Source organism: Parajatrophihabitans canadensis (assembly GCF_053764775.1).
The window spans coordinates 4,820,021-4,840,215 of the sequence record NZ_CM132445.1 but is presented as its reverse complement, the minus strand read 5'-3'; the positions used below and the strand labels follow the sequence as shown (position 1 = coordinate 4,840,215).

The following is a 20,195-nucleotide window of genomic DNA, read 5'->3' as shown; positions in this document are numbered from 1 at the left end:
CTGGATATATGAGTCACTCATATATCTGCAAGGTCACTTTCGAGGGAGGGCATGATGACCAATCTCGTGGCAAAGGCGGAGATTGACATCGCTGCGACACCACTCGCGGTGTGGCAGGCGTTGACTGACCCGGCACAGATCAAGCAATACTTCTTCGGTACCGAGGTCGAGACAGACTGGCAGCCTGGCAGCGCGATTGTCTGGAAGGGCGAATTCGAGGGCAAGACCTATGAGGACAGGGGCGAGATTCTCGAAGCTGTGGTCGCCCAAAGACTGAAACTGACGCATTTCAGTCCCTTGAGCGGCCGGCCAGACGAGCCCGAGAACTACCACACGCTCACCTATGAGCTCGAGCCGCGCGACGCTGGTACCCATCTTTCGCTGAGCCAGGACAACAACAACGACGAGGACGAAGCCCGTCGAGCTGGCGAAAACTGGGAAGCGATGCTCGCCGGACTCAAGTCGACCGTAGAGACCGCCTAAACCTGCAGAATCGTGTAACGCCCGGCATCTATACGATGCCGGGCGTTACACGATTCGGGTTTCTGCCGACGAGCGGTCAGAACGAGATCAGCCTTGACGAGCCTTCAAACGGGGGTTGCGCTTGTTCATCACAAATGTGCGACCGCGCCTACGCACCACGTACGAGCCGTCCTTGGACTTCAGGGACCTGAGCGAGTTTCTAGCCTTCATTTTCTTCCTCCTGTACCGACCTGAACAGCACCTGCGATCGCGGTATTCCCTGACTCGCAAGGGCTGTCACCCCCTTAGTGCATGATCGACCTATGTTCGAGGGCTTCGATGAGTGGTTCCGCGAGGTCAGCGACGATGTCGTCTTGCACGGCCGCAGCGGGGGGTCGGGTCCGCCGGTGCTGCTCTTGCACGGGCACCCCAGGACGCACGCGACGTGGCATCTGGTCGCTCCGATGCTGGTCTCGGCCGGCTACACGGTCATCTGCCCAGACCTACGGGGGTATGGGCGATCGTCGAAGCCGGCCACGACACCAGACCATTCGCCCTATTCGAAGCGGGCGATGGCAGGTGACCTCATAGGTCTGATGCGCGGGCTCGGTCATGACCGTTTCGCTCTCGTCGGTCACGACCGTGGCAGCTATGTCGCACTGCGGCTCGCCCTCGACGCGCCCGACGCGGTCTCAGCCTTAGCCGTGCTCGACTGCGTCCCGATCGGCGAGGCGCTGGCACGTGCCAACGCCCGGTTCGCGACCGCGTGGTGGCACTGGTTCTTCTTTGCCCAACCTGACAAGCCCGAACGCGCGATTCTTGCCGATCCCGAGGCTTGGTACGGGGGCGATCCGGAGCGAATGGGTACGGAGAACCACGCCGATTACCTGAACGCGATCAACGATCCGGCAACGGTGCGGGCCATGCTCGAGGACTATCGAGCTGGTCTCGGCGCTGACCGCGCGGCTGACGACGCAGATCGGGCCGCCGGAAATCGACTGAGCTGCCCCACGTTGGTGGCGTGGTCGGCGCACGACGATCTCGGTTCGCTCTACGGCGATGTGCTCGCGATTTGGCGGGGCTGGGCCCAAGATCTGAGGGGCGCGACCATCGACAGCGGGCACCACATGGCCGAGGAGGCACCCGAGCAACTCGCCGGCGAGTTGACCGCTTTCCTGAGGCAGGCCTCTTCTGACAAGTCGGCGTAGTAGCCCCTTATTGACAAGTCGGCGTGGTAGCCCCTTACTGTGTTGCTCCATCGAGATCGGCGTGGTGGCGTTTGTAGTGCCGGGCAACCCGGGCGCGATTTCCGCAGCTAGCCGAGCACCATTCCCGGCGCGGGTGGTCGCGCACGAAGTACCGGACGCAGCCGGGTGCCTGGCAGGCGCGCAGATCCACACGCTGTGGGCTGCTGAACAGGGTGGCCGCCTGCTCAGCGATCTTGGTCAGGGTTACCTCCGCGCCCGAGTGAGCCGAGATCGTGCGGCGCCGCACTGTGTTGTCGGCGCTCCAGGTCAGCTCTGACCAGGCTGGGGCCTGGGCGCAAGCCTGGTTCACTATGCGGACTGCTTCGGCATTGTCGGCGATCATCGATGCGGCAGGCTGGCGCGGGTCGGCAGTGGCGGTAGCGGCAAGCCGGCGCAGTGCATCGCGCAGTTGCCGTAGGTCGCCGATGACGGCGGTGCTGGACTTGCCCATCGCAAGCTTGCCGACATGGGGCACATCGATGGTTTCGGCCTCGCGAGCGATTCGATCCCTGGCCGCGGCCAACCACGCTTCAGCTTCAGCGGCGTTGTCGAGCGCGTCATGAATGTCGGCCCGATCGGCCCAGATCGTATTCATCAGCTCGACCGGCAAAGGCTCACCGGATGCGTGCTCGGTCGAGCGTGGACCGGTCGAGGGCATGAAATCAGGCTAGCACGACCTAATGGTAAGACGGGTATCTATGCATTTGACATCCTCGCGTCGCCAACCTAAGCTACCTAACGGTAGACATTTAGCCACCCATTAGAATATGCCTCCAAAACTCAAGAAGGGCGGCCTCCTCATGCCTACAGCGATGGGCTTCCACGAGGGCGAGCTCGCTGTCCAGTCGCGCGCCGGCCTTCGCGCCGAGGCCGCGCGCCTCGAGGGAATGCTGGCCCCGGCGGATCTCGATGGCGGTGCCGGGCGATTCTTGCGCGACCGCGATTTCGCGCTTCTCACCGCTCGAGACCGAGCAGGCCAACTCTGGATCTCTCCTTTGACCGGCACACCGGGATTCTTGACCGGCGAGGGCACCACTCTGGGGGTGCGAGCCCTACCGGCGACGGGCGATCCGCTGCGCGATCTGCGGCCCGACCAGCCGGTCGGCATCCTGGCCATCGACCTGGCCTCGCGCCGGCGCGTGCGGGTCAACGGTGTGCTGAGGGCAACCGACACGGCTGGTCTGACCGTCGAGGTTGAGCAGGCTTACGGAAACTGCCCGCAATACATCCACCCTCGACGATTCGTCGGAGACCGGGCTTCGTCCGTCGTAGCCGAAGAAGGAACGAAGCACGGTTCGCGTACGGAAGCACTCGGACCAGATCAATCAGAGCTGATCGAGCGTGCCGACACGTTTTTTCTCGGCACGGTTCATCCGAGTCGCGGTGCGGATGCGTCTCACCGTGGCGGAACACCTGGCTTCGTCCGCGTCGCAGGCAATTCGCTGTGGTGGCCGGACTATCCCGGCAACAACATGTTCAACAGCCTGGGCAACCTTGCGGTCGATGACACGGCGGCGCTGCTCTTTGTCGACTTCTCGACCGGGACGACCTTGCAGTTGTCGGGTAAGGCAGCACTCGAATGGACAGTGCCAGGATCAGCGGGCGATGACGGTGGGACTGGGCGCCGGGTGCGCTTACTCCCCATGACATCGTCCAGAGCGCAAGCGTCGCGCTGGTGGCAACCGTCACCGACCGGCGCCCACGCGATCCGGCGCTTTCTGAGCGGGGCGCAAGGTGAACCCAGCGCAAGGTCAACCCGGCGCAAGGTGGACCCAGCGCAAGGTGAACCCAGCGCAGCGCGGGAGGCCTACGAAACCGTCTCCCGCGCTGGTGAGCGCAATTCTGCGCGCGACGCTGCTCGTTCAGGACGACCAGCTCTCGGCAATCGCAGCTGATCGCGCACCTGGCATGGTCGCCAGTACCTGTTGAGCCTGTGCGGCCAGCCGGTGTTCGACCATTATTTCGTACTTGGTGGCAACGACCTGGCTGATCGAAGAGAAGTCACGGGCGCCGCGCCTGGTTGCCGCGCTGAAACCGATCTGACTCCAGATCAATCCGAACAACGCGCCGAGCAGTGGAGTCGTGATGAGGAAACCGAGTTGACCTTGGCGGCTGAACAGCGCGAACGCGATGCCCACGAACAAGCCCATCCACAAACCGGATAAGGCTCCCGCCGCAGCGAGTTTGCCGCGGGTCAGCCGTCCGGTGACGCGTTCCACGGACTTCAGTTCGGTGCCGATGATGGAGACGTTCTGAACCGGGAAGTCATTGTCGGAAAGGTAGTCCACGACACGTTGCGCTTGGGCGTAGTCGTCATAGGTACCCAACGCCATGGGGTAATCGAGGTCGAGTTCGGTGCGAGGGATAGTAGCTAGAGCGGTCATTGTTCCGTCCTTCTTTCTGGGGTTTGGTTTCAGTAATTGGTGTTCAGGGTTTTCGCGCGGCCGCGATGATCGGCTGAGCGGCTGTAGGGATTTGGCTTACGCAGCCAGGGCAACCGGCCGTTCGGTTGGCGACACCGCAGCAGGACTCGATTCAGCCGGGCTCGTGTCGAGTGCGGTCAGAATGCGACCGGTAAGCATCGGGTCGGCGTAATAGACGCCTGCGTCGAGCGGGCTGATTGCCATGCCGAGCGGGTCGGCGGTGGCCATCAGCTCGAAGTAGCGGACTACCGGGCGCTTCATTGCGGCGAGCAAGCGGTTCATGTCGATCTCCAAACTCGGTGTGTGTTGACGCTGTTCAGCATCGTCGCCACTACCGAGCCGTGCCCTCACCCGATCGGTTGATCTGTTGGTTGATCCCCTTGCCCACCAATCAGTTGACACCGGCGCTGCGCCGCGGTTGACCATGGTGCTCTGCGCCGCGGTTGACAAAGGCGGCCAAGATTGCCAGAGTGCCCGTACTGCGGACTGTCGGGTGCCAGGGTGGGTCTCGCGGGCGGTGCTCGCACGGACGGCGTCAAGCTGCGCCGATCCCGTCCGTAATTTCATTGCGGTCAGTGTCGATCAGCGCCACTCTGGTTCGACTACTTGTTAGTTCGACAATTTGTCAGCGATTACCTATCGACAGGGGAGCCACCATGACCAGGTTGGCTGAATTCGTCCTTCGGCACCGCAGGTGGGTAATCGCCTTCTGGGGAATAGTACTAATCGCCGGAATTGCCTTAGCAGGTAAGACAACCAGCCGATTGACAGTCGATTTCTCGCTGCCGGGTCAACCTGGCACCGAAACGGCACATCAGATCAAAGCCATTCTCGGCAACGGCGGCGATACCAGCCCCTATCTGGTATCTGTCACCCTGCCGCCCGGCGAGCAGATCACCGGTAACGAGCAGGCGGTAGCAAAGGTCTTCAGTTCCGTCGAGCAAACTGTGCCCAACGTCCGCGTACTCGATGAGGCGAATACGGGCGATAAGGCTTTCCGGACGAATGACGGCAGGACCGCCTACGCGCTGCTTTTCTACCGGTTCGACCCGTCGCCGACGGCGACCCTGCAGACCGACGCCATCCACGATGCCGCCACGAGCGCCGCACCGGCCGGTTCCACGATCGGTGTCACCGGTGAGGATGCCCTTGCCGTCGGCAACTCCGACGGTGGGCCGGGAGTGCTCGGCGAAACTCTGCTGGGCGCTCTCGGCGCATTGATCGTCCTCGCGTTCGTCTTCGCGTCGTTCCTTGCGTTCCTGCCGCTCGTGGTTGCCGGAGTGTCGATCCTGGCAACCTTCCTCATGCTCTTGCCGATCACCTATCTCACCGATGTCTCGTTCATCGTCGAGTTTCTGATTGCTTTGATTGGCCTGGGCGTCGCGATTGACTACTCGCTGCTACTGGTAACCCGATGGCGCGAGGAGCGTGACCGCGGCCGCGACAACCATGACGCCGTCGTCGTGGCGATGCAAACTGCCGGGCATGCCGTGGTGTTCAGCGGTGTGACGGTGGCGATCGGTTTGCTGGCGCTCGTAGTGCTGCCCGTGCCCTTCATGCGCAGCATGGGCTACGGCGGCGCCTTGATACCGCTTGCCAGCGTTCTGACGACCCTGACGTTGACGCCGGCGATCCTTGGTGGCATCGGGCCGAAGGTGGACTGGCCGAAGATGCGGCATGAGAACCGCGCGAGCCGATTCTGGAGTCGCTGGGCGGCCCTGGTGGTTCGCCGGCGTTGGCTCGCCGCCGGTATCGCGCTCGTCTCGCTCGCTGCTTTGATCGGCGTCTTCCTGGGCATCAAGATCGGCCTCGCGTCGTCGAGTTCACTGGCCCAGAACGGCCCGGCGTATGACGCGCTGCAGACGTTGGAGAAGGGTGGCGTGTCGACCGGCTCGCTGACACCGATGGAGGTCCTGGTCAGCAGCGATCAGGCCGCCAACACGGCTACGCAGATCGCGAAGGTCGAAGGTGTGGAGCACGTCTTCATCTCCAGCGCTCCGAGCAGCAACCGTGAGGGCATGACGTCCATCGTTGTCGTGCCGGATACCGAGACCGTCAACTCGCAAAGTGTTGACGTGGTCAAGCGAGTCAAGTCGGCAGTGGACGGTCTACCGGGCGTAGTGGGAGTGGCCGGGGTAGGCGCTGCCCAAATCGACTTCCTGCATGCTGTCTATGGTCATTTCCCACTGATGTTGCTCATCATCGCGTTACTGACCTATGTGCTGCTGATGCGAGCGTTCCGATCGCTCTTGCTGCCGCTCAAGGCCGTCTTGCTGAATCTGATCTCGCTGGCGGCGACGCTGGGGCTGATGGTGTTGTTCTGGCAGGACGGACACGGCTCGGACGCCATCTTCGGGATCGCCGGCACCGGGGCGGTTACCTTCTGGATACCGTTGATGATCTTCGCCTTCTTGTTCGGGCTATCGATGGACTACGAGGTGTTCATCCTGTCGCGGATTCGCGAGGAATATGACGCCGGACGGACGACCGACGAGGCCGTGATCGAAGGCGTGGGTCGTACCGGCCGATTGGTCACGAGTGCCGCGCTGATCTTGTTCCTGGCGTTCGCGGCACTGGCGTCCGGCCCCGGAACGGACCTCAAGACACTCGCCACCGGCCTCGGTATCGGCATCCTGCTCGATGCCACGGTCGTTCGCGCGTTGCTGGTTCCCTCGCTGGTATCGCTCTTCGGTTCCTGGAACTGGTACCTACCGGCTGGCATTGCCAAGGTCCTGCGGGTGCAGCCCTCGCACCCGCATACCGAACGGGACGAGCCACTCGAGCCAGTTCTGACGGGTAGCTGACGCGGTCAACGGCGGTGTCCCACGAGGCCAAAAGCTGAGTTCCACTGAGTTCCTAGTCGCCCTCACGTTCTCCGCGCCGCGCGCGTCTTCGAGGTGAACATTCCTTCGAGACCCGTACTGGAAAGGACAATCATGTCCGAAGCAGAGAACAAGGCCATCGTGGGACGGTGGTTCGCTGAGTTCTGGGGCAGCGACTTCAACCCGGCCGTCATCGACGAGCTTGCAGCGCCAGACATCCGTTTCGAGTACTCGCTGCACGCGCCCTGCCGTGGTCGAGACGAGGTTCGAGAGTTCGCGACGAAGTTTCGGGCGGCCTTTCCGGATCTGAGTTTCGGCGGCACCGCGGACCTGATAGCCGACGGTGATTACGTGGTGGGCCAGTGGGTGGGTGGGGGCACCCAGACGGGCGCGGCCTTCAGCGATATGCCGATCGGTGCGCTACCGGCGAAGACCGGCAAATCGATGCGGTTCACGGGTATCACCGTCCTTAAGCTCCAAAACGGCCTCATCACCGAGGAACTCGGCCTGGACGACGGCGTGACCGTGCTCAGGCAACTCGATCTCATCACCGAGGCATGATCGACGTCTGACAGAGTCACGTCGAGCAACCTCACGTCGAGCACAGCCGGAGCGTCTACCGAGTGTGAATAGCAAGCAGCCATTCGAGAGGGTCGTCGCGGAGCACGGGACAACCGTGCTCCGCGTCTGTCGCGCCGTGTTGGGCTGGGCAGATGCCGACGACGCCTGGTCAGAGACGTTTCTTTCGGCTTTGAAGGCCTATCCGGATCTACCCACGGATGCGAATATCGAGGCCTGGCTGGTCACGATCGCTCACCGCAAGGCCATCGACGTGACCCGGGCTCGCGCTCGGCGCGCGATTCCGGTTGCGGACTTGCCAGAATCACCAGCTCCGCAACGCACACGAGATCTCGACCTGACGCTTGCCCTCTCGCAGTTGCCCGCGAAGCAGAAACAGGCAGTCGCCTATCACTACCTGGCCGGTTTGCCCTATTCGGAGGTGGCAGACATTCTCGGCGGCAGCGCCGACGCCGCCCGCCGCGCGGCTGCCGACGGCATCGCCACACTTCGACGGACCTTTCCCGGCCCGAATGTCAGTAGCCCGAATGTCAGTAGCCCGAATGCCAGTAACCCGAACGCGAGTAGCCCGAATGCCAGTACAGAGAGAAGATCATCATGAACGCGTACCCCGATGAGAACAGCGAGGTCGAACGTGAGCTCGCTGGGGCGTACTCAGTCGATGTTGAGGACGTTCGGCGGCTGCAAGCCGGTCTGACCGCGGCCGCTCAGGCCGAGGGGATTCTCGACATCACTTACCGCACTATCGACACCCCGGTCGGCCGCCTGCTGCTTGCCGCGACGGACCTCGGGCTCGTCCGAGTGGCTTATGCCAGCGAGGGTCACGATGCTGTGCTGCAGGCTTTGGCCGATCGGATCAGCCCACGCATCCTGAACGCGCCGAGGCGGCTCGATGTCGTAGCTGCAGAGCTCGATGAGTACTTCGCCGGTCGCAGGCAGGCCTTCGACGTGCCACTGGACTGGCGCCTCTCAGCGGGGTTCCGCAACACCGTATTGCGACGGCTGCCCGACATCGGCTATGGGCACACCGCTACGTACGCGGCCGTTGCCGAGCTCGCGGGCAATCCGAGAGCAGTCCGCGCGGTGGGTACGGCATGCGCGACGAACCCGCTGCCAGTCGTAGTGCCCTGCCATCGGGTAGTTCGCTCGGACGGCAAACTGGGCGGCTACCTCGGTGGGCCGGAGGCGAAGCGCGCGCTGCTCGGTCTGGAGGCCGCCGCGTGAGCTCGAACCAGACGCACACCCGAGTCCCTGGTGGTTGGGGTGAGCGGGTGGCTGCAACCGACTGGGATGCTCTGCGTGCCGAGCTCGACGACGCAGGCTGCGCTCTCACCGAGCCACTGCTCTCGACAGCGGAGGCGACAGCAATCGCAGCTTTCTATGCTGACGATTCGCGCTTTCGGTCGACGGTGAACATGCGTAGGCACCGGTTCGGCGAGGGCGAATACCGTTATTTTTCCGAACCATTCCCAGAGCCGATCGTTGGACTGAAGCATGCTCTCTACCCGAGGCTGCTGCCGATCGCACGGGATTGGTGGACGAAGTTACGCAGGGATCCACCCTGGCCGGACAGTCTGGATGAGTGGCTGGACAGCTGCCACGCGGCTGGCCAGAAGAAGACCACCCCGATCTTGCTCAAGTACGGGCAGGGTGATTGGAACGCCTTGCATCGCGACCTTTACGGCGAGCTGGTATTCCCACTGCAGGTCGTTATCAACCTGACCGTACCTGGCGTTGATCACACGGGCGGTGAATTCCTCTTGTACGAGCAGCGCCCCAGGGCGCAGTCACGCGGCACCGCCACGGTCATTCCGCAGGGGCATGGCCTGGTGTTCACGACGCGTGATCGCCCCGTCGTGTCGGCCCGGGGTTGGTCCGCCGCACCCGTGCGGCACGGTGTATCGGTCGTTCGATCGGGTTACCGGTACACCTTGGGGTTGGTGTTTCACGACGCTGCCTAGTAGCTGATCGGCGTCCGGATGCTGTTGAGGCCGCAGTTGTCGCGGGACGATAAAGTTAGTTCATGAAACGAATCGCCCGATGAGAATGACGGTGTCCCCAGACCAGTCGGGGCGCATTCCAGCACGGATGATTCTCATCGTCGGCGCACTGACCGCGTTTGGTCCGCTGTGCATCGACATGTACCTCCCGGCGCTGCCGCGCATCGGCCAAGATCTGGACGCCTCCGCCTCCGCGGTTCAACTCTCGCTCACCGCGACACTGATCGGACTGGCCCTCGGCCAAGTTCTCATTGGTCCGTTGAGCGACCGGCTTGGCCGGCGAAGGCCGCTGTTCTTCGGCCTCGCGGCCTTCATCCTCGCGTCGGCGGCCTGCGCGCTAGCTCCCGGAATCGCTAGCCTGATCGCGCTTCGGTTCGTTCAGGGCCTCGGGGGATCGGCGGGAATCGTGGTCGCCCAGGCGATTGTGCGCGATCAATACTCTGGGAACACGGCAGCGCGGTTCTTCTCTGTCCTGATGTTGGTGACCGGGGCCGGCCCGATCGTTGCCCCGCAGATTGGAGCGATACTGCTTCACCTGGGTTCCTGGCGCGTGCTGTTCTTGACGTTGGCGGGCGCAGGACTGCTGTTGCTGACCATCGCCGCGCTTCGTCTTCCAGAGACGCTTCCGCGCGAGAACCGGAGCTCCGGCAGCTTGGGCGACACCCTCAGGACCATGCGAAGCGTCGCCACCGACCGGGAGTTCCTCGTGAATGCCCTTGCGTGCGCTTTCGGGTTCGGCACTGTTTTTGCTTATATCGCTGGCTCATCGTTCGCCCTCGAGAACGTCTATGGTTTGAGTCCGCAGATGTTCAGCCTGGTGTTCGCGCTCAATGCCGTGGGTCTGGTCTGCGGCAGCCAGGTCAACGGCAGACTGGTAGATCGGCTCGGGTCAGCGCGTTTGTTGACCGGTGGACTCGTCGGGCTTGCCGTCGGTGGTTTCGCGTTTCTGGCGTTGACTGTCACCTCCGTCGGCGGTCTCAGCGGCGTGTTGGCATGCATGTTTCTGGTGATGACGTCGTTGGGCTTCGTCGGGCCAAATGCCACGGCGCTCGCCTTGAACGACTTTCCGCACTCCGCCGGTAGCGCGTCGGCGCTACTTGGCCTTCTTCGCTTCTCGTTGGGCGCTGCCGTGGCTCCACTCGTAGGACTGCGCGGGCCGAAAGACATCCTGCCGCTGGCCATCGTGATGGCGGCGTGCGGCGCCATCGCGATTAGCGTCCGGCTGCTGTTCACGGCAAAAACGCCACCTGTCGGCCTAGCGGGCGATGAAACGCCACAGAGCCTGGTGGCCGAGACCGCCGCCGATCTGGCGATCTGACAATCGACGGCGATTGTTGAGTCGTTCAGCCGGCCTGCGGTGCTGCAGCGCGGCGTTGTGTTTGAGCCGTGCTGATCCGAACGACCAACCCGATGAGAAGGATTGCCGCCACCAGCACCGCCGCCGCGGACAGGATGCCTAGCGCCGCATGGGTTTTGGCCTGACCGATATCGGTGAAGTTTTCGGACTGGCGACCAGCAAAGTCGATTACCCCGACCAGCAACCAGGTTGTCCACCAGGCGCGAACCAGACCTGGCGAGCGGGTGCCGTACGGCGATTCGCCGGTAGCGGACTCGCTCGCGAGCAGGGCATCCGTCATCATCTGGTACGGGTACCAGAGCACGAGGATCGGGCAGAACCAGCCACCGATCGACCAGCCATTCGACTGCCGCTGGAAGTGCGTGTGGTACTCGCGCGCATTGGCCCGGATTCGAGAGAACCAAAAGAGAAAGACGATGGCCGTCGCAATGAAAACAAGCGCCCAGACCTGACTTGCGTTGTGAACGAGGCTGTCGGCGGTGTGCGCGGTGGCCGGTGACACCGACCCTGGCGACGTTTCAAGCTGGCGGAGCAGCGAATACTCGCGGACCCAACCGTATAGCTGCACGAGCGCGACCAGCACGCTCAGCAGCAACATGACCCGAACGGCCAGCGCCAGGCCCACGACCGACCTTGTCATCGGTGCCGACTGCCATCTCGGACGGATTGGGTTGGGATAGCCGTGGGGCTGGACTGAAAAGGGTTGCTGGGGTGTGAAGGGTGTCGCAAACGGTGGCCCCTGCGGTGGCTGAGACGCTTGGGGGACCCACGGTGCCACGTACGGCTGCTGCGGCACCTGCGCCGGCGGCTGGGGCGGCGGCGGAACCGGCGCCCAACTCGAGGGCGGCTCGTCCTGAAAGGTCACGCGACACTCCTGCTCGATAAGCACTGGCGATGGCATAGGGATGATGCCCGGTTCGAGCCCTATCGGCAGGCAGTTGCAGATATTGAGCTCAGCGCGTGCGGACGCGAACGAGCATTGCACTGTGACGCCAGTTCAGGAAAGGGCCGCGGTCGGTTCGTCTATTGGATTTCGCGCATCCTCGGACGGGATCGACCAGCTCGGACGCCTGAACAGCTTCAGGGCGACCGGAACGCTGACGAACACCGCGGTGCCGCCGATCAGGGCGGCCTCGTACGCCCAGAGCGGCAGGCCCTTGGCATCTGAGGTGGGGAACAGCGACAAGGTGATACCGAAGAGGCAAACCAGCCCGCCGGCGCCGCACACGATGTACATGCCGGCGCGTCCCCCTGGAATCCGATAGGGACGCGACGCATCCGGCGCCGTTCGCCGGAGTCGGATCAGCGCCGAGAGCATCAGGATGTAGAGGATCAACGACATGTTCGTCTGGATGAGCGCAAACATGAACCAGGCATTCTGCACTGATCCCATCAGGTGATAGCCGAGCGCGAGGACGGAGCTGATGCTCGCTTGCAGCACGATGATGGCGGCCGGCATCCGAGCTCGATTCTCTCGTTGCAATACCGGTGGCAAGTGGCCGCCATCACGCGCAGCGATCATGAGTCCGCGCGAGGGGCCGCCTAGGATCGGCACGAGCGCGGCCGCCAGACCCAGGACGAGCATTGCCGCGAAGACCGGGAGCAGCCAGCCTGCGTGGATTTCGTTGAACATCGTCTTCGCGGCCTGGAGCACCCCGGTGATGATGTTGATCTTACCGGAAGGAATGACAACGGCGATGGCGAGCGTCAGCGGCACGAACAGCACGAAGCACAGGGCCACCGCGATCACGTTGGCGCGCGGGATCGTGCGGCCAGGGCGCTCGATATCACCGGCATGAATGGCTGAGATCTCGATACCCATGAACATCAGCAACGCCCCGGACAGGAACGCCAGATCATTTCCGTGTAGGTGCGGTATCAACGACCCAGCGTTGGTCGGCATCGCGACCGTCCGACCGGCCACGATCCATTGCACCGCAAGTGCACACACGATAAGCGTTGGCAGCACGACGCCACAGGCCACCGCAAACCAGGTCAGGACGTTTGCCAACTGGAGGCCGCGCAAGGCGAGAAACGTGGCCAGCCAGGTGACAGTGACGATAATGACGATCAGGAAGGCGCTGTTGTTCTGGAGGCTCGGATCGACGACGAACGCAGCCTGCAGCGTGATCGTGCCCATGATGCCCGGCCATGCCACGACGAAGCTGGCCCATTCGATCCAGATGACGACGAAACCCCAGGTCTCGCCGAAGGACATTCGCACCCATTGATAGATGCCGCCGGTTTGCGGAAAGGTCGAGCCCATCTCGGCCGAAGCCATCGCGGTCGGCACCAGGAAGAGCAGGATGGCCAACGCGATGAGCACGATCGCACCGAGGCCGAACGTGGCCAGCTGCGGGGTGGTGTTCACGTTGGCGAGGAAGCTGAACGTGAAGATGCCGAGCGACCATACGCCGAAGACCTTCTTCATCCGTTCGCTCCTCCGCCACCGAGGTTGTGTCAGAGTGTAAATGATCAATGTGTCGTTGAACCTGCGCGATTGGATTGCCGGCTCGGAGTCGCTGCCCGCCGACATCAGAAGGGGCTAAGGGTGGCCGGTCGTTGCTAGACGTCCGCCGTTTTCCTGTGGCAGCGTGCTGCGTGTGGCGAGTGGGGGAGTGGGCGACGGTCTCGGCGTCCATCTGGCAAACCACTATGGTCTCGACGCCAGCCACATTGCCGCGCTCGACGTGGGCGTGTTCCGCGTCGACTTCAACAACGGACTCACCTGGGTCGCGCGTGCGTTCGCGGCTCGTCAGACTGCTGAGGTCGAGCGTGACGCGGCTGTCCTGCGGGCGCTCGAGGCGAGCGGTTTTCCGGCTGAGCGATGCGCGCACGATGATCCTGTCTCCGAGCACGAAGGCGTGCCGGTGCTCGTGACTCGTTGGGTTGAGGGCGTCCCGGCAGACGGCCGTGGCCGCACCTTCGCAATCCTGGGCGTCTTGCTCGGGCGTCTGAATTCTCACCGAGCCGAGTCGATGCGCTCCGGCGGAGCATGGCATCACCTCAGCGCGACGGGTGGTCCTCGCGAGGAGATAGACGCCGCGATCGCCGTGCTGGAGAGCGCCGAGGGGCGTGTACCGCCTGAGCAGCATCACTTGTACGACGAGACGCGCGAGGCGCTGGAGTACCTCGATGATTGCCACGATCTGCCGCATGCGTTTGTACATCCGGATTTCGTGCCGGCAAACGCGCTGGCCACACCCGATGGCGGCCGAGTCATTATCGACTGGGCGGGCACCGGTAACGGCCCGCGACTCTGGCCTTTGGCCTTCCTGCTATGGGCGGGCGGCGTTCGCGATTTGCGACTCGTTGACGCTGCTTTCAGCCGCTACACGCGGCACATCAGTCTCGAACCTGAAGAGCTGGAACGGCTGGCGGCGGTGATCCCGAGCCGTCCACTCACGATGGACGTGTGGTCCTTCGGTAACGGCCGCATCGATCTGCGCGAGGTCATCGTCCGGCTCCGGCGCAACCGCATCGCCGCAGACCGAATCAGCGGCCACGTCCGCGGGAAGGACTGGGCCTGAGGGCGTTGTGCCTGTCCCGGCCATCGCGGAGCCAGTCGTAGATCCCAATCAACGCGCAGGCCAGCAAGACAGCGGTCAAGAAGATCAAGACGACTGAAATCCGCGGAGCCCAGAACATAGGACTAACTCAGCTGGGGGAGAACGTCCTCAATGACGCGGGTGAACAATTCGCGGGCCTCATCTGGTGAGCCCATCGAGCGCACGATCCACTCGTCGAGTCCAGACGCCCGCCACTGGCCGACCGTGTCGACTATGCGGTCGACCGAGCCGCCGACCGTGACGAATCGCGAATCGTCGACGTCCAGATCGCCAAAGTTCAGAATGGCCTGCGTCGTACGCCAGATCGACTTCGGATCTCGTCCGATCCGGGCGCAGTGGTCGTTGAGAACCGCGGATTTCTGCGCGAAGATCTCAGGGGTGGACCAGCAATTCCATTCATCGGCGGCCGCCGCGACAATTGCGAGCATTCGCCGTTCGCCGCTGGCGCCGATCAAGATTGGTAGTCGAGGCTGAAGCGGTTTCGGCTCGAGGGGAGCGTCGTTCACGGTGTAGTACTTGCCCTGCAAGGTCGTCCGTGGCTCGGTGAGCAACCCACGAACTATCTGCACAGCCTCTTCGAAACGATCGATGCGCTCCGCTACCGGTCCGAGCTCGATACCGTAAGCCGCATGCTCGTTGAGCTGCCACCCCGCACCGAGGCCGAGAACCAGTCGGCCCGCACTGAGATGGTCGATCGTGGCTGCTACGTTGGCCAAGACCGCCGGATGGCGATAAGTAATGCCAGCCACCAACGATCCCAAACGCACTCGCGGCACGGTTGTGGCCAGACCGGCGAGCAAACTGAAGCACTCGTGCACACCGGCATCGGAGCGTCGCTCGGTGCCCGTGTTCGCCATGAAGTGATCGGCCAACCACACGCCGTGATAGCCCGCCTTCTCGACGTGGTTCGCCACCGAAATCAGTGCATCAGGCGGCCACGCCGCTTCGAGCCACGCACTGACTTTCAGACTCGACACGGGTCTTCTCCAGCCATAGCGACAACCCTACTTGAACGCCCCGTCTGCGGCGCAACCCTTGCACAACAGGACGATCCAGCGACGTATGTGACCGTCGTGCCGTTCTAGCAAGCCTCACCGCAGCACGTCGCACCGGCAGGATCGTCTGCGGAAAAGGTCAAGGAGTCGGCGAGCACGGTGTAGAACTCCCACCGCTCACCGTTCGGAGCCCCTGTGACCCAGAACTTGTCCTGCTTGGCGTAGCAGCAGGTCGTCCCGCGTTCGTCGATTGATGCCAACCCCGACTGAGCGAGACGCGTTTGCTCCGCGTCGACGGTGTCGACATCCGCGACCTCGACACCGAGATGATTGATGCTGCCACCCTGGCCCGGATTCTCTATGAGAACAAGCTTGAGTGGCGGTTCTGCGACTGCAAAGTTGGCATACCCAGGTCTGGTTTTCGCTGGCGAGGTGTTGAAAAGCTTGCTGTAGAAGCTGATTGCCTCGTCGAGGTCGTCGACATTGAGGGCTAGCTGTACACGGGACACGAGGACCTCCGGTAAGACTTCGACGTCTGTCGATATCTATCGTCACCCAGGTTGCCACTACATATCGACGTCTGTCAATATAGATGGATGTCGAAGTCGCTGATGACGCTCACTCCGGTCGAGACCGTCGCGTGTTGCTCACCCCTATCGCGCGAACCACTGTCGCAGCCCGAGGCCGAACAGATCGCGCCGCTGCTCAAAGCCCTCGCGGATCCGGTGCGATTGCGTTTGATGTCGCTGGTCGCGTCACACGAAGGAGGCGAGGCATGCATCTGTGACCTCAACCCGGCGTTCGAGCTTTCCCAACCGACGATCAGCCATCACCTGAAGGTTCTGAACGAAGCCGGTTTGCTGGATCGTGAGAAGCGAGGCGTGTGGGTGTATTACCGCGCGCGAACCGAGGCGCTGGCAAACCTGGCCGCGCTTATCGGCGGCGCGTCCTCATGAGCGAGTCTCTGGCGCGGCGGGCGTTGGCTGAGCTTGTCGGTACAGCCTTTCTCGTTGCGGCTGTGATCGGCTCCGGAATCGCCGCGGTCCGGCTCTCGCCGAACGATCCGGCCTTGCAACTGCTCGTGAACAGCCTCATCACCGGTGGCGCGCTCCTCGCCCTGATCCTTGCACTGCAACCCCTTTCCGCAGCGTTCAATCCCATCGTGACGCTCCTCGAGCGAGCGCTGCACGAGATCTCGAGTCGCGAGGCGGCGGTGCTGATCGCGGCGCAGACAGCGGGCGGGATCGTCGGCGCCGTCGTCGCGAACCTCATGTTCAACCTCTCCGCAATCAACCTCTCGACCCACCACCGTGGCGGAAGCGGTGTGTTGCTCGGCGAGGTTGTGGCGACGCTGGGCTTGCTGGTGGTCATTTTCGGCACGGTCCGCAACGGTCGTCCGGATCGCGTTGCCTTCGCAGTCGGCGGTTATATCGTTGCCGCCTACTGGTTCACGAACTCAACCTCCTTCGCGAACCCAGCCGTCACCATAGCGCGGATGTTCTCCAATAGCTTCGCCGGGATCGCGCCTTCGTCGGTGGCGCCGTTCATCTTCATGCAACTCGTTGGCGCGATCCTGGGGTATGCACTGATTCGGTGTCTCTACCCCTCTTCTCCCGTCATGGCAGCCGAAGCCTTCGCTCGGCCATAGTCGGAAAGGCGTTTGCCATGGGTACCAAACCCGCTGTGCTGTTCGTCTGTGTTCACAATGCCGGCCGCTCCCAGATGGCCGCTGGGTGGCTCAAACACCTGGCCGCTGATCGCATCGAGGTCTGGTCGGCGGGCTCCGAACCTGCAGATCAGCTAAATCCATTGGCGATTGAGGCGATGCGTGAGGTCGGAATTGACATCACGGGGGAGTCTCCGAAGATTCTGACGACCGAAGCGGTATCGCGTGCCGAGGTCGTCGTGACCATGGGCTGCGGAGACACCTGCCCGTACTTTCCCGGCAAGCGTTACGAGGACTGGCAGCTGACAGACCCGGCGGGTCAGCCGATCGAAGTCGTGCGTGAAGTGCGCGATGACATCAGGACGCGAGTCGAAACGTTGACGAACGAACTGCTTCGAAGGCCGAGCGTACGCATCGAGCCGATGACCGAGGCGCACGCTGATGCGGTGCTGTCGATCTACCAGGCTGGAATGGACGAAGGTAACGCGACCTTTGAGACGAACGCGCCGACGTGGTCGGAGTTCGACGACACGAAGACTGCCGGCCACCGATTCGTCGCGCTCAACGAATCTGACGTTGTCCTGGGTTGGGTCGCGGTGGTTCCGGTGTCAGACCGCTGCGTCTATGCCGGTGTCGTGGAGCATTCTGTCTACGTCTCGCCGGCGGCTCGAGGTCTAGGCGTGGCTCGCGCCCTACTCGAGACGCTCGTGGCCTCGACAGAAGCTGCTGGAATCTGGACGATCCAATCAGGCATCTTCCCTGAAAACGAGGCGAGCATCGCGCTGCACCGAGCGGCCGGGTTCCGTGAGGTCGGACGGCGTGAGCGAATCGGCCAGCACAACGGTGTCTGGAGAGACGTGATTCTGTTCGAGCGCCGCAGCGAACGAATCTAGCAATAGTGAGGTTCTTGGCGGCTAATCCTTCGCGTCTGTGTGCCCTAGTCGAACAGCGCGTCTAGAGAGGGCATTGCCACGGCGGGTAAGTGTGCGGGGGCCTTGCCGTGCTGCTGCTGAGGGCGGGCCTTCTCGATCACATCCAGCGTCTGCACTGCATCCTCGGTCAGGAATCGGCTTTCGGGTGCGTAGCTGTGCTTGTCATCGCGCGCCCGGCGATGGTGCGGCATGCGCAGCGGGGTGTAGACAGACAGTTCATCTCGAGCACGTGTGACGGCGACATAGAACAACCGCTGTTCTTCGGCCAGTCCAGCGGGGGTAGACAACGCCATGTCAGACGGGAATGCACCATCAACGGCATGGATGAGATGGACGTTGGCCCACTCCAATCCCTTCGCGGAGTGAACGGTTGAGAGCGTGAGGTAGTCCTCGTCGAGGTGCGGTGGCTTCGCGAAATCGCCCGTGCTGGCGGGCGGGTCGAGCGTGACTTGAGCGATGAAGGCAGCGAGGTTGGTTGAGGTTTCTGCCGCGGCGGCCAACCTTTCGAGGTCGGCGACTCGCGGCGGAGCATCGGTGTAACGATCTTCGACGAGTGGCCTGACGAGCGCGGCGCACGCGGTGACCCGCGCGGCGATCGAGAGCTGCTGGCGTGCGGCGAGTATGCAACGGAGTGTGGCGTCGAGCCGTGTTCGGGCCTGCGACGGGGCCGTTGCGACGACGGTGTTTAGCCACGCATCGACGTCCTCGGCCTCGTCGGGTTCGAGTAGCAGCGGTAGGAGCGAGCTCGCTCGGGCCGGGCCGATGCCGTCGTGCAGCCGAAGCAGTCGAAACCAGGCGACCTCGTCGCGGTCGTTGTTGGTGAGACGAAGCGCGGCCAGAAAGTCCTTTACATGTGCGGCTTCGAGAAATTTCAGTCCACCAAATTTGACGAACGGTATGTGGCGCGCGGTCAACTCGACTTCGAGCAGGTCACTGTGGTGGCTCGTACGCATCAGAACAGCGTGGTCGCGAAGGCGCTGGCCGTCCTCAGCGCCGGAAAGGACCGCGTCGGCAATAAAACGTGCTTCTTCGGCCGCGTCATAGCAACGAACCAGCCTGGGACGCCTGCCCTTACCTGTTCGGTCAGCGTGCAGCGTGAGCCGTCCGTCCTCGCCAGGTCGGATGACGTTGGCCAGATCGAGCAACGGTTGCCGGGAGCGGAAGTTGCGTTGCAGGCGGATGATCTTCGCCTGCGGCAACGAGTCGGCGAGGTCGAGGAGATGGCCGCTGGTCGCGCCGCGGAACCCGTACACCGCCTGGGCATCGTCGCCCACCACCGTGAGACCCTTGCCCGCTGGTCGCAGCCCGGTGACGATGTCGACCTGAATCTGGTTGACGTCCTGGTACTCGTCGACGAGAACGTGGTCCCAGCGGTCGATCAGAAGTTCGGCGATAGCAGGCTGCGCGAGCAGCGCCCGCCAGGCCAGTAGCAGGTCGTCGAAGTCCATCATTCCGCGGGCGCGTTTGCGGGCAACAAAGTCCTTCAGTAGCAACATGATCTGCTCGGCATGCGGCTCACACCACGGGTAGTCGGTGGTGATGACATCGCGCGCCGGGCGGGCGGTGTTGACAGACCGAGAGTAGATATCGGCCAAGGTCGCAGCGCGCGGCATTCGTACCGAGACTCGACGGATTTCGCCCTGGTCGGGGCTCGAGGCAGTGAGCCCGTGCTCATCGCGCAGTAGATCGAGTAGATCGGCGACGTCACCGGGGTCGATGATCGAAACTTCAGACAGGCCAAGTTGGGCGGAATACTCACTGATCAGGCGGTGCGCCACGGCGTGAAACGTGCCGCCCCAGACCCGGCGCGCGGCGTCGCGGTCCGCGCAGAGCGATGCTGCCCTTGCAAGCATGTCTTCGGCAGCGCGGCGAGTAAAGGTGAGTAACAGGATGCGCTCTGGGGGTGTCCCGCGTTCGAGAAGGCTGGCTACCCGACTGGTCAACGTCCGGGTCTTGCCGGTGCCTGCACCGGCAAGGATGACGAGGGGTGTGTCGGCATGGGTCGCAGCGGCGAGCTGGGCGTCGTCCAGTCCTGAATCCCAGCGCAAATCGAACACCTGAGCGACTGTAGTCGACCGAGAGTCGCTTGACCTGCTGGTAGCGGCCGTGTCGCGGAGGGAACACGGATTCTCCGGACGATGAG

Annotated in this window: 22 protein-coding genes; 13 read left to right on the top strand and 9 right to left on the bottom strand. The window is 63.1% G+C overall.

Annotated features, from left to right (window positions below; genetic code table 11):
• Positions 1–54: 54 nt before the first annotated feature.
• Positions 55–483 carry an SRPBCC domain-containing protein gene (locus tag ACSMXN_RS23265; RefSeq protein WP_027139885.1) on the top strand — a complete coding sequence of 143 codons (429 nt, stop codon included), beginning with the start codon at positions 55–57 and terminating at the stop codon, positions 481–483.
• A gap of 87 nt (positions 484–570) precedes the next feature.
• Here the strand turns inward: ACSMXN_RS23265 and ACSMXN_RS23260 are convergent, their stop codons facing one another.
• Entirely contained in the window at positions 571–693 is a 123-nt protein-coding gene (locus ACSMXN_RS23260; RefSeq protein ID WP_081649315.1) for a 50S ribosomal protein L36, read from the bottom strand.
• Positions 694–785: 92 nt separating this feature from the next.
• Between ACSMXN_RS23260 and ACSMXN_RS23255 the strand changes: the two genes are divergently transcribed.
• A complete protein-coding gene (locus tag ACSMXN_RS23255; RefSeq protein WP_022915093.1) occupies positions 786–1,670 on the top strand; it encodes an alpha/beta fold hydrolase in 885 nt (294 codons plus the stop codon).
• A 34-nt stretch (positions 1,671–1,704) separates the two neighbouring features.
• Here ACSMXN_RS23255 and ACSMXN_RS23250 read toward each other — a convergent pair whose 3' ends face one another.
• Complete coding sequence (locus ACSMXN_RS23250; RefSeq protein ID WP_022915092.1) at positions 1,705–2,367, bottom strand: ABATE domain-containing protein; 663 nt, start codon at positions 2,365–2,367, stop codon at positions 1,705–1,707.
• A gap of 142 nt (positions 2,368–2,509) precedes the next feature.
• Here ACSMXN_RS23250 and ACSMXN_RS23245 point away from each other — a divergent pair, with 142 nt between their 5' ends.
• Positions 2,510–3,604, top strand: coding sequence for a pyridoxamine 5'-phosphate oxidase family protein (locus ACSMXN_RS23245; RefSeq protein WP_455407645.1), 1,095 nt, complete (start codon positions 2,510–2,512; stop codon positions 3,602–3,604).
• Here the strand turns inward: ACSMXN_RS23245 and ACSMXN_RS23240 are convergent.
• Positions 3,572–4,093: a general stress protein gene (locus tag ACSMXN_RS23240; protein ID WP_022915090.1), complete on the bottom strand. Its 522-nt coding sequence runs from the start codon at positions 4,091–4,093 to the stop codon at positions 3,572–3,574. The genes ACSMXN_RS23245 and ACSMXN_RS23240 overlap by 33 nt on opposite strands.
• Before the next feature lie 96 nt (positions 4,094–4,189).
• Positions 4,190–4,414: a hypothetical protein gene (locus ACSMXN_RS23235; protein ID WP_155958519.1), complete on the bottom strand. Its 225-nt coding sequence runs from the start codon at positions 4,412–4,414 to the stop codon at positions 4,190–4,192.
• 374 nt (positions 4,415–4,788) lie between these two features.
• Here ACSMXN_RS23235 and ACSMXN_RS23230 point away from each other — a divergent pair, with 374 nt between their 5' ends.
• The 6 genes from ACSMXN_RS23230 (at position 4,789) to ACSMXN_RS23205 (ending at position 10,851) form a co-directional block, all read left to right on the top strand.
• A complete protein-coding gene (locus ACSMXN_RS23230; protein WP_022915088.1) occupies positions 4,789–6,936 on the top strand; it encodes an MMPL family transporter in 2,148 nt (715 codons plus the stop codon).
• A 132-nt stretch (positions 6,937–7,068) separates the two neighbouring features.
• Positions 7,069–7,515, top strand: a complete 447-nt coding sequence (locus tag ACSMXN_RS23225) for an ester cyclase (RefSeq protein WP_022915087.1) — start codon at positions 7,069–7,071, stop codon at positions 7,513–7,515.
• Positions 7,516–7,579: 64 nt separating this feature from the next.
• Positions 7,580–8,134 (top strand): RNA polymerase sigma factor, encoded by a 555-nt coding sequence (locus ACSMXN_RS23220; protein WP_022915086.1) that lies wholly within the window; start codon positions 7,580–7,582, stop codon positions 8,132–8,134.
• Entirely contained in the window at positions 8,131–8,757 is a 627-nt protein-coding gene (locus ACSMXN_RS23215) for a methylated-DNA--[protein]-cysteine S-methyltransferase (protein WP_022915085.1), read from the top strand. Before ACSMXN_RS23220 ends, ACSMXN_RS23215 begins: the two co-directional genes overlap by 4 nt.
• Entirely contained in the window at positions 8,754–9,494 is a 741-nt protein-coding gene (locus tag ACSMXN_RS23210) for a 2OG-Fe(II) oxygenase (RefSeq protein WP_022915084.1), read from the top strand. The genes ACSMXN_RS23215 and ACSMXN_RS23210 overlap by 4 nt, the downstream gene beginning before the upstream one ends.
• Before the next feature lie 85 nt (positions 9,495–9,579).
• Complete coding sequence (locus ACSMXN_RS23205; protein ID WP_022915083.1) at positions 9,580–10,851, top strand: multidrug effflux MFS transporter; 1,272 nt, start codon at positions 9,580–9,582, stop codon at positions 10,849–10,851.
• Between the two features lie 25 nt (positions 10,852–10,876).
• Here the strand turns inward: ACSMXN_RS23205 and ACSMXN_RS23200 are convergent, their stop codons facing one another.
• Positions 10,877–11,530 carry a DUF4328 domain-containing protein gene (locus ACSMXN_RS23200; protein WP_196811421.1) on the bottom strand — a complete coding sequence of 218 codons (654 nt, stop codon included), beginning with the start codon at positions 11,528–11,530 and terminating at the stop codon, positions 10,877–10,879.
• Between the two features lie 357 nt (positions 11,531–11,887).
• On the bottom strand, positions 11,888–13,321 hold the full coding sequence (locus ACSMXN_RS23195) for an APC family permease (protein WP_196811420.1): 1,434 nt from the start codon (positions 13,319–13,321) through the stop codon (positions 11,888–11,890).
• A 172-nt stretch (positions 13,322–13,493) separates the two neighbouring features.
• Here ACSMXN_RS23195 and ACSMXN_RS23190 point away from each other — a divergent pair, with 172 nt between their 5' ends.
• Positions 13,494–14,420 (top strand): phosphotransferase, encoded by a 927-nt coding sequence (locus ACSMXN_RS23190; protein WP_196811419.1) that lies wholly within the window; start codon positions 13,494–13,496, stop codon positions 14,418–14,420.
• 122 nt (positions 14,421–14,542) lie between these two features.
• Here the strand turns inward: ACSMXN_RS23190 and ACSMXN_RS23185 are convergent, their stop codons facing one another.
• A complete protein-coding gene (locus ACSMXN_RS23185) occupies positions 14,543–15,436 on the bottom strand; it encodes a TIGR03560 family F420-dependent LLM class oxidoreductase (protein ID WP_022915079.1) in 894 nt (297 codons plus the stop codon).
• A gap of 104 nt (positions 15,437–15,540) precedes the next feature.
• On the bottom strand, positions 15,541–15,963 hold the full coding sequence (locus tag ACSMXN_RS23180; RefSeq protein WP_022915078.1) for an ArsI/CadI family heavy metal resistance metalloenzyme: 423 nt from the start codon (positions 15,961–15,963) through the stop codon (positions 15,541–15,543).
• Between the two features lie 87 nt (positions 15,964–16,050).
• Here ACSMXN_RS23180 and ACSMXN_RS23175 point away from each other — a divergent pair, with 87 nt between their 5' ends.
• Genes ACSMXN_RS23175 through ACSMXN_RS23165 form a run of 3 tightly spaced genes read left to right on the top strand, consistent with a single transcriptional unit; the run spans position 16,051 to position 18,013 of the window.
• The gene (locus tag ACSMXN_RS23175) at positions 16,051–16,410 is read left to right on the top strand and encodes a metalloregulator ArsR/SmtB family transcription factor (protein WP_022915077.1); all 360 of its coding nucleotides are present in this window, start codon (positions 16,051–16,053) and stop codon (positions 16,408–16,410) included.
• A complete protein-coding gene (locus ACSMXN_RS23170) occupies positions 16,407–17,102 on the top strand; it encodes an aquaporin (RefSeq protein ID WP_027139882.1) in 696 nt (231 codons plus the stop codon). The genes ACSMXN_RS23175 and ACSMXN_RS23170 overlap by 4 nt, the downstream gene beginning before the upstream one ends.
• A 17-nt stretch (positions 17,103–17,119) precedes the next feature.
• Entirely contained in the window at positions 17,120–18,013 is an 894-nt protein-coding gene (locus tag ACSMXN_RS23165; RefSeq protein ID WP_081649312.1) for a GNAT family N-acetyltransferase, read from the top strand.
• A gap of 44 nt (positions 18,014–18,057) precedes the next feature.
• Here the strand turns inward: ACSMXN_RS23165 and ACSMXN_RS23160 are convergent, their stop codons facing one another.
• Entirely contained in the window at positions 18,058–20,109 is a 2,052-nt protein-coding gene (locus tag ACSMXN_RS23160; protein ID WP_022915076.1) for an ATP-dependent helicase, read from the bottom strand.
• Positions 20,110–20,195: the final 86 nt, after the last annotated feature.

What these genes read in the sequence shown, in the direction of transcription:
- ACSMXN_RS23265 (WP_027139885.1), top strand. Translation starts at nt 55, where the DNA reads ATGACCAATCTCGTGGCAAAGGCGGAGATTGACATCGCTGCGACACCA.
- ACSMXN_RS23260 (WP_081649315.1), bottom strand. Translation starts at nt 693, where the DNA reads ATGAAGGCTAGAAACTCGCTCAGGTCCCTGAAGTCCAAGGACGGCTCG.
- ACSMXN_RS23255 (WP_022915093.1), top strand. Translation starts at nt 786, where the DNA reads ATGTTCGAGGGCTTCGATGAGTGGTTCCGCGAGGTCAGCGACGATGTC.
- ACSMXN_RS23250 (WP_022915092.1), bottom strand. Translation starts at nt 2,367, where the DNA reads ATGCCCTCGACCGGTCCACGCTCGACCGAGCACGCATCCGGTGAGCCT.
- ACSMXN_RS23245 (WP_455407645.1), top strand. Translation starts at nt 2,510, where the DNA reads ATGCCTACAGCGATGGGCTTCCACGAGGGCGAGCTCGCTGTCCAGTCG.
- ACSMXN_RS23240 (WP_022915090.1), bottom strand. Translation starts at nt 4,093, where the DNA reads ATGACCGCTCTAGCTACTATCCCTCGCACCGAACTCGACCTCGATTAC.
- ACSMXN_RS23235 (WP_155958519.1), bottom strand. Translation starts at nt 4,414, where the DNA reads ATGAACCGCTTGCTCGCCGCAATGAAGCGCCCGGTAGTCCGCTACTTC.
- ACSMXN_RS23230 (WP_022915088.1), top strand. Translation starts at nt 4,789, where the DNA reads ATGACCAGGTTGGCTGAATTCGTCCTTCGGCACCGCAGGTGGGTAATC.
- ACSMXN_RS23225 (WP_022915087.1), top strand. Translation starts at nt 7,069, where the DNA reads ATGTCCGAAGCAGAGAACAAGGCCATCGTGGGACGGTGGTTCGCTGAG.
- ACSMXN_RS23215 (WP_022915085.1), top strand. Translation starts at nt 8,131, where the DNA reads ATGAACGCGTACCCCGATGAGAACAGCGAGGTCGAACGTGAGCTCGCT.
- ACSMXN_RS23205 (WP_022915083.1), top strand. Translation starts at nt 9,580, where the DNA reads ATGACGGTGTCCCCAGACCAGTCGGGGCGCATTCCAGCACGGATGATT.
- ACSMXN_RS23200 (WP_196811421.1), bottom strand. Translation starts at nt 11,530, where the DNA reads ATGACAAGGTCGGTCGTGGGCCTGGCGCTGGCCGTTCGGGTCATGTTG.
- ACSMXN_RS23195 (WP_196811420.1), bottom strand. Translation starts at nt 13,321, where the DNA reads ATGAAGAAGGTCTTCGGCGTATGGTCGCTCGGCATCTTCACGTTCAGC.
- ACSMXN_RS23175 (WP_022915077.1), top strand. Translation starts at nt 16,051, where the DNA reads ATGTCGAAGTCGCTGATGACGCTCACTCCGGTCGAGACCGTCGCGTGT.
- ACSMXN_RS23170 (WP_027139882.1), top strand. Translation starts at nt 16,407, where the DNA reads ATGAGCGAGTCTCTGGCGCGGCGGGCGTTGGCTGAGCTTGTCGGTACA.
- ACSMXN_RS23165 (WP_081649312.1), top strand. Translation starts at nt 17,120, where the DNA reads ATGGGTACCAAACCCGCTGTGCTGTTCGTCTGTGTTCACAATGCCGGC.